This window comes from Sphingobacterium kitahiroshimense, assembly GCF_025961315.1.
Taxonomy (GTDB): domain Bacteria; phylum Bacteroidota; class Bacteroidia; order Sphingobacteriales; family Sphingobacteriaceae; genus Sphingobacterium; species Sphingobacterium anhuiense.
Genome location: NZ_JAOQNK010000001.1, coordinates 4,495,788 through 4,516,130, shown reverse-complemented (window position 1 = coordinate 4,516,130; position 20,343 = coordinate 4,495,788). Strand labels below are relative to the sequence as shown.

The 20,343-nt window shown below is 34.5% G+C and carries 14 protein-coding genes; 5 read left to right on the top strand and 9 right to left on the bottom strand.

What is annotated here, in order from left to right:
- Positions 1 to 5: 5 nt before the first annotated feature.
- A complete protein-coding gene (locus M2265_RS19585) occupies positions 6 to 875 on the bottom strand; it encodes a hypothetical protein (RefSeq protein WP_132769126.1) in 870 nt (289 codons plus the stop codon).
- Between the two features lie 180 nt (positions 876 to 1,055).
- On the opposite strand from M2265_RS19585, the gene acs reads away from it, so the two are divergent.
- Positions 1,056 to 2,972, top strand: a complete 1,917-nt coding sequence (gene acs / locus M2265_RS19580) for an acetate--CoA ligase (protein WP_132769128.1) — start codon at positions 1,056 to 1,058, stop codon at positions 2,970 to 2,972.
- 782 nt (positions 2,973 to 3,754) lie between these two features.
- Here acs and M2265_RS19575 read toward each other — a convergent pair.
- The 8 genes from M2265_RS19575 to M2265_RS19540 form a co-directional block, all read right to left on the bottom strand.
- Positions 3,755 to 4,354: a helix-turn-helix domain-containing protein gene (locus tag M2265_RS19575; protein ID WP_165905857.1), complete on the bottom strand. Its 600-nt coding sequence runs from the start codon at positions 4,352 to 4,354 to the stop codon at positions 3,755 to 3,757.
- A 165-nt stretch (positions 4,355 to 4,519) separates the two neighbouring features.
- Positions 4,520 to 5,371: a hypothetical protein gene (locus M2265_RS19570; RefSeq protein WP_132769132.1), complete on the bottom strand. Its 852-nt coding sequence runs from the start codon at positions 5,369 to 5,371 to the stop codon at positions 4,520 to 4,522.
- Between the two features lie 206 nt (positions 5,372 to 5,577).
- Complete coding sequence (locus tag M2265_RS19565; RefSeq protein ID WP_132769134.1) at positions 5,578 to 6,906, bottom strand: DUF4302 domain-containing protein; 1,329 nt, start codon at positions 6,904 to 6,906, stop codon at positions 5,578 to 5,580.
- Between the two features lie 3 nt (positions 6,907 to 6,909).
- Entirely contained in the window at positions 6,910 to 8,280 is a 1,371-nt protein-coding gene (locus M2265_RS19560; RefSeq protein WP_132769136.1) for a substrate import-associated zinc metallohydrolase lipoprotein, read from the bottom strand.
- A 3-nt stretch (positions 8,281 to 8,283) separates the two neighbouring features.
- Positions 8,284 to 9,756, bottom strand: a complete 1,473-nt coding sequence (locus tag M2265_RS19555; protein WP_132769138.1) for a RagB/SusD family nutrient uptake outer membrane protein — start codon at positions 9,754 to 9,756, stop codon at positions 8,284 to 8,286.
- Positions 9,757 to 9,767: 11 nt separating this feature from the next.
- Positions 9,768 to 13,397 carry a SusC/RagA family TonB-linked outer membrane protein gene (locus M2265_RS19550; protein ID WP_264599362.1) on the bottom strand — a complete coding sequence of 1,210 codons (3,630 nt, stop codon included), beginning with the start codon at positions 13,395 to 13,397 and terminating at the stop codon, positions 9,768 to 9,770.
- Between the two features lie 203 nt (positions 13,398 to 13,600).
- Positions 13,601 to 14,761, bottom strand: coding sequence for a FecR family protein (locus M2265_RS19545; protein ID WP_132769142.1), 1,161 nt, complete (start codon positions 14,759 to 14,761; stop codon positions 13,601 to 13,603).
- A gap of 240 nt (positions 14,762 to 15,001) precedes the next feature.
- Entirely contained in the window at positions 15,002 to 15,538 is a 537-nt protein-coding gene (locus M2265_RS19540; RefSeq protein WP_021190428.1) for an RNA polymerase sigma factor, read from the bottom strand.
- Positions 15,539 to 15,749: 211 nt separating this feature from the next.
- On the opposite strand from M2265_RS19540, the gene mbhE reads away from it, so the two are divergent.
- Genes mbhE through M2265_RS19520 form a run of 4 tightly spaced genes read left to right on the top strand, consistent with a single transcriptional unit; the run spans position 15,750 to position 20,337 of the window.
- Positions 15,750 to 18,059 carry a hydrogen gas-evolving membrane-bound hydrogenase subunit E gene (gene mbhE / locus M2265_RS19535; protein WP_132769144.1) on the top strand — a complete coding sequence of 770 codons (2,310 nt, stop codon included), beginning with the start codon at positions 15,750 to 15,752 and terminating at the stop codon, positions 18,057 to 18,059.
- A 1-nt stretch (position 18,060) separates the two neighbouring features.
- Positions 18,061 to 18,474, top strand: coding sequence for a Na+/H+ antiporter subunit B (locus tag M2265_RS19530; RefSeq protein ID WP_021190427.1), 414 nt, complete (start codon positions 18,061 to 18,063; stop codon positions 18,472 to 18,474).
- Positions 18,475 to 18,481: 7 nt separating this feature from the next.
- Positions 18,482 to 18,838, top strand: a complete 357-nt coding sequence (locus M2265_RS19525; protein WP_021190426.1) for a Na+/H+ antiporter subunit C — start codon at positions 18,482 to 18,484, stop codon at positions 18,836 to 18,838.
- The gene (locus M2265_RS19520) at positions 18,835 to 20,337 is read left to right on the top strand and encodes a proton-conducting transporter membrane subunit (RefSeq protein ID WP_132769146.1); all 1,503 of its coding nucleotides are present in this window, start codon (positions 18,835 to 18,837) and stop codon (positions 20,335 to 20,337) included. The genes M2265_RS19525 and M2265_RS19520 overlap by 4 nt, the downstream gene beginning before the upstream one ends.
- Positions 20,338 to 20,343 lie beyond the last annotated feature (6 nt).

Genomic DNA, 20,343 nt, shown 5'->3' with positions numbered 1-20,343 from the left:
TAAAATCAAACAAAATTTTTAATAAACACAATGATTAAAAATTGGAGCACGAGACTTACATCTAGTAAGTAAGCATAATGATAGTGTTCATTTGTTCTGAAAACAAGAAATCTCAAAATGAGGTAAATAATTGTGTTCGTAACAAGAAGACCAACTTTTATAATCAATAAATAAGGAGCACATACAATCAAGAGACTATGTATGCACAGTAAGATGTAACATAGGCTCTTTGCTCTCCCCTCTCCGAGCATATTGGGCAATGTTCGGAGATGATAATAAGAATCCTGCTTGATATCACGAATGTCAAATGGCAACGTACAGATAATCAAGAAAACGAACTTTAAACAAGCGAGGTAATACAATAAATGCAGGTTTACTGACATAGCATTACTGTAAAGCTCTATATAGGGAAGAAAAACACTGCTTAATACCCATACCAATGCAATATGAAAAATTTTCATTGCCGGAATCTGTCTTAATCCCCCCCATCGATCTTTTAAAGGAATAATAGGAAGACTATACAATACGCTGACCAATCCAATAACACCTAAGAAAAAGATAGAGTAAACGTGGATATGAAAAAGACACCATAGGCAAATACCTGTTGCTATAAATGTGTTGATCCATAAAATACGTTCATATTTAAAAACCCACCTTGTACGGGCATAAATTGATTTCTCCGGATGTTGTGGTTTAGATAAAATCAAGCTAAAATTGTAAAGCGCAAGTGTAGCCGCTCCCTCAATTAATGCGATATAACCATTAATCTCCTGATCAAGTATAATGTACGTCAATACACACTGCGAAGCTGCCGCCAATGCAATTAATATATTGCTAAAAATTAAAAAATAGTACATTTTTTTTAATACATCCATATAGATCAATCTATTATATCATGAGCAATATAACAATAGTGTTATAAAAAAGTTAAATTTCAAATTATAAATTTTATAAATTGGCAATTGTCTCAAAAAAAACTAAATTAGCTGATTCCAAATGAACTTGTTTAATCAACCAAATAAGTTTTAAGGGATTGAATTTAATAAAACCAAAATATGAGTCTACAAATCAAATCATTTGAAGAATATCAAGACGTTTATAAAAAAAGTGTAGAAAGTCCGGAAACTTTCTGGGGAGAGATAGCGGAAAACTTTTTTTGGAAAAGAAAATGGACAAATGTTCTGAATTGGAATTTTACAGAGCCTAATGTAAAATGGTTCGAAGGTGGAAAATTAAATATTACAGAAAATTGCCTTGACCGCCATATCTATAATTTAGGGGATAAACCTGCGATTATTTGGGAGCCAAATGATCCAAATGAATCGCATCGCATTTTATCTTACAAACAACTTTTACAGAAAGTTGAGCAATTTGCCAACGTTCTAAAAAATAACAATATCCGCAAAGGAGACCGTGTATGTATTTATTTACCAATGGTTCCCGAATTGGTTATTGCGACTTTAGCCTGTGCACGTATCGGTGCTATTCACAACGTAGTCTTCGGAGGTTTTTCGGCTCAATCTATCGCTGACCGTATCAATGATGCGGCCTGTAAAGTAGTTGTGACTTCTGATGGTAGCTACCGTGGTCCAAAAGTATTAGAATTAAAGAGCATTGTTGATGATGCATTAATGCAATGTGACTCTGTTGAAAAAGTCATTGTATTAACAAGAACACGTACACCAGTCTCCATGATTAAAGGTCGTGATGTATGGTGGGAAGATGAAATTAAGAAAGTAGAAACACAAGGAAATCCAGCTTGTCCCGCAGAAGAAATGGATTCAGAAGACACATTATTTATCTTGTATACTTCAGGTTCTACAGGCAAACCAAAGGGTGTTGTCCATACCACTGGTGGCTATATGGTTTATACTGGTTATACTTTTGCAAACGTATTTCAATATCAGCAAGGTGAAGTATACTTCTGTACTGCAGATATTGGCTGGATTACAGGTCACTCCTACATTGTTTACGGACCTCTTTCACAGGGAGCTACTTCATTAATGTTTGAAGGTACACCAACCTATCCTGACGCTGGCCGTTTATGGGATATCGTTGATAAATATAAAGTCAATATTTTATATACAGCACCAACAGCTATCCGTTCACTGATGGCTTTTGGAGACTCATTTATTGATGGAAAGGATTTGAGCAGTATCCGTAAACTGGGATCAGTTGGTGAGCCTATCAATGAGGAAGCTTGGCATTGGTATAACAATAAAGTCGGTAAAGGAAAAGCTCCTATTGTTGATACCTGGTGGCAAACTGAAAATGGCGGTATCTTAATCGCTCCTATGGCTGGTATTTCACCAACTATACCAGGATATGCGATGTTACCATTACCAGGGGTTCAGCCTGCACTTATGGACGAGAATGGAAAAGAAATTGAAGGAAATGATGTTTCCGGAAATTTATGTATCAAATTCCCGTGGCCAGGTATGTTACGTACCACTTGGGGAGATCATGAGCGTTGCCGTCAGACCTATTTTGCAACTTACGAAAATATGTATTTCACAGGTGATGGCTGTTATAGAAACCCTGAGGGTTATTACAAAATCACAGGTCGTGTGGATGATGTATTAAACGTATCTGGACACCGCATCGGAACTGCTGAAGTAGAAAATGCAATCAATATGCACTCTGATGTTGTAGAATCAGCTATTGTTGGTTACCCGCACCCCGTAAAAGGACAAGGTATCTATGCTTACGTTATTGCCAATCATCATATTGATGAAGAAAGTACACGTAAAGATATCATGCAGACGATTACAAGATTGATTGGTGCTATCGCAAAACCTGATATCATCCAATTTGTATCAGATCTTCCTAAGACACGTTCTGGAAAAATCATGCGTCGCATTCTTAGAAAAATTGCAGAGGGTGAAAGATCCAACTTGGGAGATACTTCCACTCTTCAAGATCCAGCTGTCGTTGAAGCAATCATTGAAGGTGCAGAAAAAATGAATAAGTAATTATATTATATTTCTAACTAAAGAAGCCTGCGCGTGCGCAGGCTTTTTTAGTTAGATCTTTTATCTATATTTTTCAAGAAAAAAAATAATATAGAAATGAGAGCTTGATAAAATCAAGTAAAATAGACCTTTGAATCGAAATCCTCACCTTAATCATAAGAGATATCTGCGCATACAAAAGTGAGAACTATTTAAAACAAATATCCAAATTAGTTAACGCTGTTTTTAGTTTAGCTATATTCTGTATTGAAAAAGTGACTTTCTTCTTATTCTCAAAACAGAAAGTAACAATATAATTTGAACTAAAAATGTAAGACCAACGTACTTCTTGCTATATCTTATTCCCCAGCCACCAAAATATCCTAAAGCAGATATGCTATCAAATTTGCAACTGTCAATTTTTTTTAAATCATACTTTCTATTAAAAAAATAAAAAAATGAATTTGTTAGAATAACATCATCGTTCAAAATTAACTTAGATCTGCAAATAAACAACAAAATACCTATAATTATAGCTGGAATGTGGTAGTACAACGACATCACATCCATTTTTAAATAATATATTGTTAATACCACATATTGAATAATATATATAATCAGAATAAACTTAGGAAGTCTATGTTTTTCCTCAAAAATGATCATAATAAAAATACCAAAAAACAAAGTGTATGGAAAAATATCATGCCTTTCTATTCTGTTTGAGATAAACAAAGCGTCAATTTACTTCTGCAGATTTGTTACAACCAATTTATAGCTTTATTATTCCAAAAACTAATTGGTCATTATATCACTGTCAAATCTTGATTTTTTAATTTTTTATCGATATTAAGGTAATTAATTGCTGTAAACAAAATAATAAACACATAATAGATGAGTGGGATTGTAAAAAGAACATATGCATTCAATATCTTATCCAGAAATGCGGGCATAGTAATATTTAAAAGACCTGTCAGGAAAAGATATGAAATAGAAATACTTAAAAAAAATAAAGCCAACGCGTGTGCTGTTATCATTTTTCTTAATTCCTTTTTATAAAAGTCGCTTTTGTTTTGTTTAGTCGAACCAATTATTGCTGGCACTAAAAGTCCTAAGAGTGGATTCACAAATAATAGCAATGATGATAAGTAAAGTCCTTTAATACTTCCCGTTTGATCCTTGTCTATACTTATTTGGTTTACATTTGGCATGATTAATTGCTCTAAAGGTATTTCTAATACCTGACTAATTTGTTTTAAACTAAATCCACTAATTTCTTCTGTTCCCTTCTCAACTCGTTGTATCGTCCTTAAGGAGACACCAGCCACCTCTGCCAGATCCTGTTGTGTCAGTCCCCTCTGCTTTCGCATGAATTTTATCTGTTCTTGAATATTTTGTCTTTCCATAAGACGAAAGTGTAAAATGTTATTTATATAATGAATTATAACATGTGCCAAAAATATGTCAAAAACATGCAAATGCATTTAAATGCATTTAAAGGGGATTATTGTATTAGAATACCTTTGGAGATAAATATTTTAACATTTGATAATTATTGATATTCAACTTTTCTATTCCATAAAATGTCGTAATCGTCTATCCAAAACTTGTTTTATGTTAGATGGAAAGGAATTATAGACTTTGATATACCTTTCAAAATCCTGCTTACTATTTACTTGAAAATTATATATCTGAATAATAACATCGCTAGATATGTGTTTCTTCATAAATAGAATTTCTTGAGTAATCAATTCATTTTTCACAAGATCTAGCCAAGGTTCATGTAACGTTGCGCTAACTATCTTGGCTTCATCGTACATTTTATGCTCAATATAATAATTCTCTACCTGTTGCAAGCTATCTTTCTGATGTCGGTTTTTATGCTTAAATCCATCTAATAAATCAAGGTATTGACAATACAGCTTATTATTTAATCCATTAGATTTTACCCACATGTGAGTAGGTTCGTCCGCCACTTGATTAAATAATATCTCTTCCAACTCGTCCTGATTATAAACTTTATCGAACGATAAGTTGTATTCATTGGCCTCTTCATTGTCTAACCAAAAAGTCGTTGATAAAAAATATTTTGGGACTCCTAACTCAGGCTGTCGTGAAAATCGTTCAATATCTTGAGGTCTAAGTAAGTCCCTTTTCCATGAAAACACCGCTTGATAAATCCCTTTTGGAAGATTCTTTATAGATATGTTAAAATCATTACTATTGAGACTATCCGAAAATACCTTTCCTCCACTATTTAAGTGATAAAAATCGATATAAAATGGTGGACTAACATTGAGATTGCCTGAAAAATAATTACTATTTGAGACGTTACAACTGACTAAATAAAAAATTCCAAAATAAATAAAAGAATATCTCTTAAAAATAGTCCTTTTAAAACACCAAATGATATCTTTAAACATTATTGCACTGTAATAATTTAAGAAACATTGGATTGAGAATTGAAAAAAGTTATAGCAAGCCAAAGCAGTAACTTTTTTTATAATTTCAAATCTACCCAACAAATTCCTATAACATATTAAATTAAGTATAGTATTGCTATGTAAATACGTCCACAAAATCAATCATTAATTATATTGTGGACGTATTTATAAAATTCACCCTTCAATTAATAAACAAAAGAAAAATAATAATTAGGATCTTCTACACTAGTAAATTGAATACCCGGACCAAAATTTTCATCTTTTATAAATGACAATTTAAAATCGTGATTTATCATCTTTTTGAAGAATGTTTGGTTCATGTATGGCACCATTATTCCTCCATTATTTGTAGTATTTTTGACAGAAAGGAAACGTATTGTACCATTCTCAAGGTCGATTGAATAATTCATTACATATCCACCTATAAACCTTGTATTATCTTGATAAATATACCCATCCATTGTAATCAATTTTTTAGCATCATTGAAGTTATAAAAAGATTCACCAACGGTTAAGTTATACCCTCCTGTTTTTGAAAGCCGTACATATTCATTCCAATCAACAGAATAACTGGTAGACCATGTTTTTAGCGGAAGATAAGAACTATAATTATAGACACCTGGTTGGTACATATCTGTAATTGCAGTTCCTAGTTTATATTGAGGAGGTAGCAAATATTCTTCGGACTTATTAATAGTGAATGACTTGCCAGATACAGAATGTAATTTATAAACACCATTTTCCTCAGTAACATTAGTAAATTTTTCACCATCAAAAGAGACATCACCTAGTAAAATCAGGTTTTTATTAAGGCTGTAAAAATATGGAATTTGAACACTTTCTACCTTACCATCAATCATTGCCATAAGATTTATCTGCTTGGCAGCAATATTTAAAGTAAATTCACAATTTGCCTTATTTAAAGAAACTACATTAATTCCTTCTTCAAAATAAGTATTTACATCTTCAATACTAGTCAATAACTTTTTAGTTAAAAAAGCATTTTCCTCAGCAGCCGTAGCTTTAACCAATATAAGAGGCTGAACAAATTTACGCCCCTGAAAAAATAGTGTATCTCCATGAGTCTTAACATAATCATACTCATTATCGCTACCCAACCCCTTACCTGGTGCACCTCCGTACACGTCAGGATTAGGATCTTGTAGCTTGGTTATATAATTATATGTATCGAAAGACAAAGTTGCATACATGATTTGGCGTATACGATAGGTAGACTCTTTTATTTCAGAAGCACTCGTTTCGTCCAAATCAGCAACCATTTTCAGCCTGTCATTTTCACCAAATTTCATATAAAATCCATATCCTCCATTGCTAATAGAGGTAGTTGTGTAGGCTTTCCATCCATTCGCTGCAGCTACCAAAGTATTTTTCACATAAGCTAATGTATCCGCAATGCGTTGCGTGGGATCCCCAAAAATGGGATCGATCTCTTTTGGTTTACTACAGCTAATAGTTAATAAAACCAAAAACATTAAATAAAATATATTTTTCATAACTTAATATTTTCTCAAATTAACTTTCCCCATAAATTTCACGCTCGGATCCTCGATATTTTTCAATACAAAATATTGTAAATAATCAGTTGGATTAACGGTTAAATCGACGCTCTTCCATTCGGCAGAAAAGCTGGTACTACCCAGATAATCTATCAAGGGTTGTACATCTTGCAGAATCAAACTTCTATTACCGTTATTATAAATTGCGCCCGTTCCTTGTACTGCTGATTTAGAGATCTTAAACGTATTATCATCATTCTTAACAATATCAAAATCATAAGCGGCATTATAAGTACTATTATCATCTCCGTATCCAATATTTAGTGTTGCTTTTGTTTCAGAAACGAATTGAAACACCATTGTTTTAGTTCTATACCCTTCTAATCCGTCAAGAATATTCATAAAAAGATCTCGTTGTTTATTAGAAATTGCATTTTCTAAACCCCAAGTACTCCTGATATCCCAATCCAATGAACCTAGATAATTACTATTAAGTGCCGTTGCAGCAGAGTATCTTGTTGATTTATATGTTTCGCTCATTATACGCTGAAATTCAATTTGCAATTGCGTAACATCAATATTAAAGTTTTGCATCATATAGTCCCGAACAATTGACTCCTTCTGTTTAAATTTAGGATAGGCATCTTTTCCACTATTATACGCAAAATCATCATAATACAATTGCCCAGCTACTATCAAGTGAGATAACACTTCCGCAAAATCTTCACCTATGGACTTACGGGCATAGGGAGTAATGAAGCCAAGAGAACGTGCCAATGCTGTAGTATTCTCTTGTGCAGTCCAATTCGAATAATAATCTCCCACACTTACCCTTCCATATTCGCCAGGAATAAATCTATTTTGATTCAGGATATGGGTAAACTCATGATGGATTACCTGTAAATTCCCAAGAACAGAATTGGCGTTCTCAGTACTAAAGTTATTTATGCCATACAATGTAATCCTTCTTCCTCCATCTGCGGTACCACCTTTTACAGAACCATCTACATCATAATCACCTGATCCAAATAAGGCAAATTGTTTGGGTGTATAAGTTTTAATAAAAGGAATACCCCCGATCTTTTTGTAAACATCCAAAAAACCCTTAATAACAACGTCCATTTGTGGAATGACTTTAGCTTCATCTGCTGGAGCTATATTTTTATTGATATCATGCATATTACGCTGATACCGGTAAACCACCTCAATATTATAGGGATCTGTTAAATTAGTTGTAATCCATTTATCAATTTCCCCGGGTACGAATGTATCGTAATTTTCAATTTTCACATTGAGTTTTTCCTCCTTTGTACAAGAGTATAAGCCAGTTATTAAACTAACTAGTATAAATATTTTTACTGTCGTTTTCATAATTTACCTTGGATTTTGTTCAACACCGGACAGTTTCGCTTCTTCCGGAATTTGGAAAACGCGTCTTGGATCCTCTGGTTTCAATTCTATATAAGACTCACTTTCATCATTTGCTATGACAAGGTGCTTTACCGTAATTCCCTTACGAATAATATCCAACCACCTTAATCCCATAGACATAAAACCGACTTGTTTAAATTGTAACACCGTTTGAATAAGGGCTTCCTTATCATCCTGTACACCAAAAAACAATTTGGATTTTTCTGTAGTTACGGCATGGTTTGCCGGATTGTAATTCTCAATTCGGTTGCTTGCCATTAAATTCATATCGGCTATACCAGCTCCAGTATTTCCGAGCTCTAAATATGCTTCTGCTCTATTCATCAAAGCTTCATCCGTAATTAAAACTGGAACCATTAACATGGGGAAACCCGTATTGGCAGTTGTATTGGTGACATACCAATATTCTTTCCATATATACGTAGTATAATGAGGGGCACCATAAGAAACTCCAAAATTATAAAATTTACCACCGGCTGCTGTATTGCCATTATATATGTCTTGAAATACGTTTATACCCATAGCATAACGATTATTCCACCACCTCTGATAGCCACTATAGGTTTCATTTATTAATAAATTATAGGGCTGCTCGGCTTTTGCGAAAACCGTGTGCACCTCTTCAAATGTCATTTTTTTAAATGTTGAATTATAAGGGATCAGCTTGCCCGCAAAATTGCCACCTGCAAAAATCTTATTTGCATTGTCAATGACTTTCTGCCATTCGCCAGTAAACAAATAAAATCTCGTAGCGAAAGCATGGGCCGCAGCGGGCGTGAAATGGTATTTAGGTACTGTCCACTCAGCAGGGTTAGCATCTAAAAGGGCTAGTCCTTCTTCTAAATCCTTCCGGATATTTTCATAAACAGACTGAACTGTCCCACGATCATACTTTTCTATAACTTTTGTTTCTGGTTTTGTTACATAAGGGATTCCTGGAGACGTATTACTTTCTGGTTTTTTATGATCATATACTTTTGCAAAAAAGTTGACAAGCATAAAATGTGCATATGCACGTGCTACTAATGCTTCTCCTTTATATGCCAAAACCTCGTCTCCAAAGTTATTTGATTCAATTGCATCCAAAGCATGATTTGCTGCAGCAATAGCTTCATAACATTTATTCCAATAACCAGTAGGTGTATCAGAACCGCTATCTTTAACATCTTGCCAACGGTACAATGCTGGAACCGGTTGATATAAATCTCCTACACCTTTGTCTTCCACATTGTCTGAATAAGTCTCAGCCATAGCAAGATAATTATTAAAAGGATAGGCAGAAGTAATGAGTCTCTTAACTTTATCGACTGTATTAATTTCTGCACGCATATCCGGTTGTTGATCCAGATATTTACTACAACTGCCTAATAACAATGTCGATGAGATTATTAAATATTTAAAATTTGAAAGTTTCATAGTTTAGTCTTTTAGAATCCTAATTTTACAGATAATGTCACTTGTTTCGGAACTGGAAGAGCTACGCCTCCATTGCTATAAAACTCAGGGTCGACACCGTTTAACTTTTTGTCCGAATGCAGCAACCAAAGGTTATTACCAACCAAATTGAACTGAGCGGTTCTAAATTTAATCTTAGAAACTAATTCTTTTGGAACATTATAACCTACGGAAATCTGTGATAAACGAATATAATCACCCTTAGCTACACGTTCGCTAGAATAGTTGTAAGCGTTATAAGTATAATTTGATGCGTTACGATCGCCATTGGAATTCTTAATATCAAATTCGGAAGTTAATCCATCTAATGTAGAAGGGATGACTGTTAGGAACTCATCACCTTTAAAAATAAAGCGGTTAACTAAATCTCTTGATACATTATACATATCCAAATAAGTTGCTGAATATGTTGGCTGCAAACGTACTTTACTTCCAAATGCAAATTTTAACAAAAACGACAAATTGAAATTTTTATATTCTAGACGGTTATAATATCCTCCAGCAACGGTTGGATCAACTGGACCTTCATATTTTAAGAAATTTGTTTCATTATCCTGCAACCAAAAGTAAGTCTCACCAGGAGTTCCATCCGTTCCAATATAAGTGGGATATCCTCCATTTGTTGCCAATTTATCAAAATCTATTGAGTATAATCCGCGATGAGGTCGTCCAAGCATAGCGCCACCTTCAGCAGAAACAAGATTCCAGATATTACGTGTTACATCAAGTTTTGTAATTTCAGTTTTATTAAAACCTAAGGTAAATTGTGTCCGCCAAGTGAAACCTTCTGGATTTTTGAAAGGATAACCGCCTAATTGAATATCTATACCTTGGCTTTTCATATCGGCATAATTGGCTAATTTCTCAAATTTCCCTCCGATACCCGATGTGCGTATTGGGCCAATTAGATCAAAGATATTACGCTTATAGTAATCAAAATTTAGATCAATTCGATTGTTCAAAAATGATAAATCCGTACCAATATTCAATTCGTACATCTTTTCCCATGTCAATTCTGAATTTTCTAAATCATCGAGGCTGATTTTTCCTTCTTTTTCTCCCTCAAAAGGTCTATACGTAGTAGCATTATAGAATACTGCTGAAGAATTGGATGCATTCCCCATGTTAGCAACTAAGCCATAGGTTCCACGTAATCGCGCACCAGAAAGAATACCATTGTCCTTATTAAAGAAGTTTTCTTGATCAATATCCCAAGCTCCAGACAGATTCCAAGTAGGTAACCACCTTGCCACATTTGTCCGTCCCATTTTATTGGATCCATCATAACGTGTGGTAAAGTTAAATGAATACTTATTCATATAGTTGTATGCACCTCGAATAGCATAAGCAATCTTACGATCATAAGTATAATTCATCGCGAACGGTTTATCGCCTGATTCTATCAATTTTTTATAATAGCGAGAACTAGGTAATACCAAATTACCATTACCATATTCTATACCTGGCCCGTTAAAATCATGACTTTGCTTATCTCCAAACTGAAGTTCGTATGTACCAAATAGATTTAAAGAATGGTCATTCCAGGTTTGATTATATTCCAAATTATGGCGCATATAATAACTGATCATATTATTATTTGCCAAATTGAAAAATCCACCATTTGGAAGGATAACATATTTATCTGTATTTGGAAAATCAGGATCTGCATATAAAAACCTATTTCCACTGTTTACAGTTTGATCTTGGTTCGCCCGATATGCTTTTGATAAATTAGCATTCTCTGTAATCATATGCTGCCTTTCCGAATTGTAATAACGATACATACCGTTTGCAGAATAAGTTAAGGAAGGTAAAATTTTGTAGGTAATCCCCGCCTGAACTTTGATATCCATTAATTTGAGTTTGATATAGTTATTATCTAACTCATTTAGAATATTGAACGGTGCATAATCCCGAGTAAAAAACTCACGATCACCATTTTCATCAAAAGCCGTAATTATCCGACTGGTATTTAAGGAATAAGAATATGGATTGATATCAAAATCACGCGAATAGCTTCCATACACGGCATCAGAGTTACGGTTCAGCGTACCTGGAGCCCGTTGATCTCTAATATTTCCCTGAAAGATAAACTCTGTACTTAGTTTATCACTGATTTTATAATTATTTCGAATATTAGCAGTAAAACGTCTCGCTTGATTACCAAGCGTGTAACCTGGATCATTCATAAAACTAGTAGAAGCATAGGTTTGTGCTTTACTTGTACCTGAACTCATACTCAAAGAATGGTCATGTGCTATATTACTTTTAAACAGCTCATCAAACCAGTCCGTATTTGTATTAGCGTAACGTTGCAAAAACTCATAGCGGGAAGGGGCGTCATTACGTAACGCATATGAATCCGTTTTCGGATCATAATCATACATTAAATTATACATTTTATTAAATACTCCTCCTGTAGGGGCTCTTGAAACTTGTGAATGATTCAGATACCCTTTATTCTCCATATCAATAATCAATTGCATCTGCTCTGCAGAATTCATGATATCAAATTGATTATAATTAGGTTTAATGTAAGTTGTAAAATTACCTGAATAATTAAAATTAACTGCACCGTCTGTATTGCGCCCTCTCTTTGTATTTACTACTACAACTCCATTCATCGCTGCTGCACCATACATTGCTGTAGCGGCAGCATCTTTTAAAACTGTAATAGATTCAATATCATCTGGATTTAAACCGGCTACGGAAGATCCTAATAATGTGTTGGCATCACCTGTTGAAAGTGCTTCATTCGAAATATTAACAGCTTCGTCCAAGATAACACCATCAATAACCCAAAGGGGTTTATTATCTCCCGTAAGAGAAGTTGCTCCACGGACACGAATCTTAGGTGCAGCCCCAAATGTTCCGGATACATTTTGTACTGAAACACCAGCAACCTGTCCTTCTAACATTCTCGATATATCTGGCACTCCTGCGCGCTCTGCCTCTTTAGCATCAATTTTTGATGATGCCCCTGTAAACAGCTTGCGATCCAAATTTTGATAACCTGTTGCTACTACATTAACAATGTCCAATTGTTGTTCTGTACGATTCAATGTTATTGAAATAACATTTCTTTCATTAATAGCCGTTTCAATTTGAGTAAAACCTACATATCGAATAATTAAGGTAGCATTGGCAGGAGCATTTATTTTAAAATTACCACTATTATCTGTTTGTGTTGAAACGCTTGTTCCTTTAACAGTTATACTCGCTCCTGTCAAAGGTCGCCCTTCCTTATCTTTGACTGTTCCACTAACGGTATTTTGCAATACAACCTCTGAGGTTTTATTACTACTTTTTTCAATATTATTGATAGTAATCGTATTGGCAATGACTTTATAGGTATAGTTATTATCACTTAAAACTTCTTCAAGTGCATCTTCAAGACTTGCGTCTTTTAAATTTAGACTTATTCTCTTCGCACCTCTAGTGACATCGTCACTGTAAAGGAAACGATGCTTTGTCTGTTTGCCAATAGCTGATAACGCATCTTCGACCCTAACATTTTTGAGTTTAAGGTTGACCTTTTGCGCAATCCCTTCAGCCTGGACACCAGTAACGAAAGCAAACATTAAAAAGGTACTAATTTTCATAATACGTAAAGGTTTGCAAAATAACGAGTCTTGAGAATCCCAAGGTCGTTTTTTGCCAAATGGTAAGTTATTCATACATTTACATTTGGTTAATGAGTTAATTTTTCGGTTAGCTTCTTAATTAAGAATAGATACAGGGATGCTGCAACATCTCTGTATTTTTTGTTTAATAATTAGGTTTAGTATTTATTCTCCATATCGTGTTATTTATTTTTAATAATTAATTGATCTCCATCTATCTTAAACCGCAAATCACTTACATATTCTAACATCTCTAATACCTGCGAAAGTGGAACATTGCGATCAACTGATCCGGTGATTGCTTTATTTCTATTGACCCCTTGGTCAAATTTAGCTTCTACATCATACCAATTAGATAACTGATCGACAATGGATTGAACATTATCTTTATTAAAATAAAATTCATTATTATGCCATGCCAGGTCCTTTGCCAAATCTGCATAACCTTTATTGAGTCTTCCATCAACAGATTCTGCAAACTCTCCTGGCTGTAATATGATAGCAAGATCAGCATTGGACACTTCAACTTTTCCTTCTTCCAAAGTTGTTCTTACTTTTTTACTATAAGCGTCAACATTAAAATGTGTACCTAAAACTTTAACGTCAGTACCATTCGCTTGGACTATAAAAGGACGATCAACATCTTTAGATACTTCAAAATAAGCTTCGCCATCCAATTGTACCTTACGCTCTCCTGATCCAAAAGACTCAGGGAACTTCAATCTGGACATCGCATTAATCCAGACCTTAGTACCATCTGATAGTTCGAGCTTATAATAACCGCCTTTCGGAACAACTAAAGTGTTATACCTGAGTTCTGCACCTCCATAATGACCTTTTACATACTCCAGCTGATCATTGCTAAGCTTAATGTTATTGGCTATTTGCCCGTTATTACGATTACTGAGATCAAAAGTTTCACCATTATCCAATATTAACAAGGCATCATTTGAAGCTGGCTTTATATCATTTTTATGTTTGGTAGATTGGATGGCAATTATCTTTGAATTCTTAGGTGATTTATTTTGATATAAAAAGAGGAAACACAAGACTAAACATGAGGCAATAAGTGGAATCCAAATTTTAAGATTAAAATTATTTTCAACTTTTTGCGTGCTATTTTGCTTTTTTTCTAAATTATTCCAAGCTTGCTCAACATCAATTGATCTTAAAAACTTTAAATCTTCTTCAACTTTATGGGATTGCTTAAAACTAGCGTACAATTTTTTGTTTTCATCCGTTAAATTTATCCAATTTTCAAGCACAGTTTTTTCTTCAATAGACAGTTCCCCGACTAAAGATTTTTTGATGATTTCAGCAATAATAAAAGGTTTACTCTTCATAATATATAATAAAGAAACTTTGCTCGCCCGAATGGGTGACAACAATTTTTAAAAAAAGTAAATTTCTTGAAAGAATAAAGTGAAACAGGCTTATAGAGATTATATAACACCATTAACATAAATATATAACAGTGATTCATAAAAGATATGAACCTAAAAAAATAACCTGCTTTTGACTAATAAAATACTGGTAAGAGAAAAATCAATTTGAGTTTGATCTATATAGAATGCGGGAAGCATCTATCGAAACATGTTATAGAAAATCAACGCTAGGGGCAACAATTCAGGATTCATTTTCTTCATAATTGTTTTTAACCCACGTTGCTTTTGAGTTTTCACAGTATTAACACTAATATTTAGCTCTTTAGAGATATCCTGATTACTTAATCCTTCAAAGTATCCCATTTTAAATACGATACGACAGCCTTCAGGCATGCTTTGCATAATTTTATGAACCTCTGCGATAACTTCCGAATGAATAATATCTAATTCTAAAGAATCGTTGCTGCACTCATTAAATGGAGAATTTAACCAATACTTCTCAACAACCCTTTCTTTCCGCTTGCTATTTAAAAATGCATACCTCACAGAAGTATAAAGGTAATTCTTTATAGCACCCTGATGTGTAGAAATATGATCTTCATGGTTATAATAAGAAATGAATGCATCCTGTGCCAGATCTTCAGCTTCTGTAGCGTCCCCACATAGCTTCCATGCAAAATGACATAGGCTTCTATAATGTTCTTCAAATAATTGTTTATGGACGTTACTGTTCATTTAAAACATAAATTTGGTCAAGTACAAATTATTAATTAGGTAGTTTTTAAACGGTTTAGCATGTTAGTTCAAAACGAAGTTAATGTTAAATTTTGTTAAATGCTATAGTCATTCGAAATTAATTTCTCTTAAAATTACACCTCCAATTCAGAAATAACCGTCAATTTTTCTTATATTGTAGCCTTTCACAAATATTAAAAACAAAGACTAAATGCTATTTACCGTTCTAATAGGACTAATAACATCGAGCCTTATTGTTCCATTTGGCAAATTCGTAAAAACTAAATGGGGAATTATTCTCGCATTCATACCGCTACTTTTATTTCTTTATTATCTCCAATATCTACCATTAATAAATTGGGATAAATCATATGTGCAGCATATTGATTGGATACCCTCACTAGGTATAAATTTTGATTTTAGACTAGATGGATTATCACTCCTATTTTCTTTATTAATCACCGGAATCGGAACCTGTATATTTTTTTATGCTAAATCATATTTAAAAGATGATCCGTATGTTGATCGCTTTTTCGGATACTTATGTATGTTCATGTCGGCCATGCTCGGCCTTGTACTGTCTGACAACATCTTTCTATTATTTACCTTCTGGGAACTGACCAGCATCAGCTCGTTTTTCTTGATTGGTTTTAATAATGAAAAAATAGAATCTAGAAAAAGTGCCCTGACAGCATTAAGCGTAACTGGACTAGGAGGCTTCTTTTTATTGGCAGGTCTTGTTCTAATCGGTAATATTGCCAATACCTATTCCATCTCCGAGCTCGTAAGTAAGGCTCAACTAATTCAGGAACATCAGCTATTTCCTTATATATTAGGTCTTATCATCTTAGGTGCTATGACCAAATCTGCACAATTTCCATTTCATTTTTGGTTACCTGGTGCTATGAAAGCGCCTACCCCAGTATCTGCTTACCTGCACTCAGCAACTATGGTAAAAGCTGGTATCTACCTACTTGCACGTTTTTATCCCATTTTAGGCAATAATACAGCGTGGACGTATAGCCTCATGATTATTGGTGGAATCACAATGCTATATGGAGCTTTTCATTCTCTTTTTAGAACTGATATGAAGGGCGTACTCGCTTATTCAACCATATCGGCATTAGGTATTTTAGTTTTTTTGTTAGGTCTTGGCACCCAAGATGCCATCATCGCTGCCTCTGTTTTTATTGTTGTGCATGCACTATATAAAGCAACATTATTTTTAATTACAGGTATTATTGATCACGCCACCCACACTCGGGACCTATCTGTACTGCAAGGATTGAGAAAGGTTTTATTACCTGTTGCAATTGCTGGTTTTTTAGCCGCTATATCCAGTGCCGGAGTACCTTTAACATTTGGATTTATTGGAAAAGATTTAATATATGAAGCGACATTACATAGTGAAAAACATTTAGCTATTTACCTGACTGTTGCAGCAGTAATAACAAATATTCTATTGGTATCTGCGGGTTTCATGGCTGGTATCAAACCATTTTTTGGGAAACTTCCTGAAAATTTTGAGAAAATAAAACTTCCTGCAAAATCGCTTTGGATACCTCCGTTTATACTTGCACTCTTAGGAGTCGTTTTTGGTTGTTTCCCAACTTTTATTGGCGATCTGATCGCACAACCCACCGTAAATAGTATCATGTCCGTTAAAAGTGATTTTCAACTTAAAATATGGCATGGATTTAATACTATTTTGCTATTAAGTGCCATAACTATAGTACTGGGCACAGTTATCTATTTTATCAATAAGCCAAGTGAACATAAATTAAAATGGATTGAACAATTAAATTTCATAGCGCCGATTACCATTTTTCAAAAATGTTATCGGACCATTTACAATTTCTCGACAAGTTATTCGCATTATTTCCATAACGGATATCTTCGCTCTTACCTATTGAAGATCATCATATTTGCAGAGGTTCTTTTAGCTTATCAACTTTACCTTGGTGGCCCACTACATATCAACTGGGAACTACTATCAGCAGTAAGCGTATACGAAGTGGTTACTATTCTGATCGTATTTGGAGCTGTCGCTCTCACCTTGAGCACTTCTTCAAGGCTAACCGCTGTAGTTTCAACTAGTGTCATTGGATACGGTATCTGTTTACTTTTCGTATTCTACAGTGCTCCGGATTTGGCTATGACACAATTTACAATAGACACGCTAACAGTAGTTCTATTTGTTCTTGTTCTCTTTAAATTACCTCCATTTCTAAATCTTGCCAATAAAAGAGTACTGATAAGGGATGCGGTGGTTGCCATCATATTTGGGATAATCTTAGCTTTGGTGGCCATTCGCGTACTACATGTTCCTACGAATATTGCGATAAGTGACTTCTATGGTAAAAATGCATATCTATTAGCGAAAGGTAGAAATGTCGTAAATGTACTGCTTGTTGACTTCAGGGGGTTTGATACCATGTTTGAAGTTGTTGTATTATCGATCGCTGCATTAGGTGTGTACAGCTTATTAAAATTACGTTTAAAATCATCGGAGAAAGAATAATATGAAAAGTACTATTTTACAAACAGCTTCAAAATATTTGTTGCCTATACTTCTTTTATTTTCCTTTTTTCTATTATTAAGAGGACATTACTACCCAGGCGGTGGTTTTGTCGGAGGTTTGGTTGCATCCATTGCTTTTGTCTTACACAGTTTCGCTCATGGTACTGAAGAAACAATGAAGATATTGCGTTATAAACCCCTATCCTTACTTCCTATCGGATTAGGAATATCTGCATTCAGTATGTTTATGCCAGCACTTTTCGGACTGCCTGTAATGACTGGATTATGGCTGGAACATCCGATCCCAGTTATTGGTATGATTGGTACAGCACTACTCTTCGATCTTGGTATTTACCTCGTGGTCATCGGAGTTGTTTTAACCATTTTATTCACCATTTCACTCAGTTCAGATTAACATTGCAATGGAAATACTACTTATTTTACTCATAGGCGTATTATATGCGACAGGCATATATCTTATTTTAAGAAGAAGTATGGTTAAACTACTTCTAGGAATTATGCTACTTGGAAACGGCACCAATATTTTGATATTTCTCTTGGGTAATATCACCAAAGGAAAACCGCCGATCATTAGAGATGGATTGAAAGTCTTTCAAGATATATATGCAGATCCAATACCTCAAGCATTAATTTTAACCGCAATTGTCATTAGCTTCGGCTTAACTTCCTTTGCTATTGTACTATTAAAACGTGTTTATGCACTAATTAACACGGACGATCTAGACAACTTAAACACACCCGAAGACGAAGATATATGATTGATAATCAAATTATAGCAACAGTACTTGTACATTTATTTACTGCAATCATACAGTTAGGTTTTTGGAGAAAAACAGGTCCACAACGTATCCTCAGCATTGGCGGCAGTTTCATAAGTTTAATTTTTGCCATCAAATTATTTGCTAAAGTATTTAATGGAGACATACTCATTATGCATGCGGCCAATTGGGAGGCTCCTTTCGGAATTGTATTTGTAGCAGATTTACTAAGCTCCACCTTAGTTCTGCTCACAGCGATAGCGACTTTAGCAGTATCTATTTTCTCTGCAACAGGTATCGGCCGGCAACGTATACTCTACGGTTACTTCCCTATCTTCCACTTTTTAGTGATGGGATTAAATGGTGCATTTTTAACCGGAGATATTTTCAATCTTTACGTGTTTTTTGAAGTTATTATTATTTCATCCTTTGTATTAATGACCCTGGGAGGTCGGAAAGCACAATTAGAGGGCGCTGTAAAGTATATGGCGATGAATATACTCGCTTCTACTTTCTTCTTAACTGGAATCGGTATTCTTTATGGTATATCGGGGTCTTTAAATATGGCCGATCTAGCACTCATCGTTCCCAAGATTGAAAACCGTGCAATAGTTGATATTACTGCTACTTTCTTTTTAATTGGATTTGGCATCAAGTCTGCGATTTTCCCTCTTTACTTCTGGTTGCCATCATCCTATCACACACCTCCTTCTGCTGTAGCAGCTATATTTGGTGGGCTACTCACTAAGGTAGGTATATATGCCTTATTCCGGGTCTTTACCTTAATTTTCATTCCTAATGAATTTATTCGGAATCTGTTGGTCATATTGGCAATTTTGACCATTTTAACAGGAGCATTCGGTGTATTGATCAAGACCAATATAAGACGGCTATTTTCTTACCTCATCGTATGCCATATCGGATTTATGATAGGGGGATTAGGTATTTATAGCAAGTTGGCAATTCTCGGTGCCGTATTTTATTTAATTCATGATATCATGGTTAAAACGAACATCTTCTTAATCGCCGGATTGATCCGTCAAATGAGAGGATCTATGGATATGAAAAAACTGGGTGGATTGTATGCTGAATATCCAAAAATTTCATTGCTGATTGCCATAGTACTGTTTTCACTGGCTGGTATACCACCATTATCCGGATTTTGGCCAAAAATATATTTATTGCAGGGTGCCTTTCAAACAGGACATTACTTTTATGCAGGAGCACTTATACTAGGTAGCTTCATGACTTTATTTGTACTCGCAAAATTTTGGTCGGAAGTATTTTGGAAAAAACCACAAGACCCCGATGCAATTGAGGACAAATTTAAAGACCTGATAGGTATTCGAAAGGTCGCATTGATTTTACCGATCTGTATACTTGCAGCTAGTTCTTTATATATCGGACTCAATGCAGAAAGTATCATTCAGGTAGCGGACCGCATATCATCAGAAATGTTAAACACCAAACCTTATATTCAAGCAGTATTAGGCAAATAAAGTAAA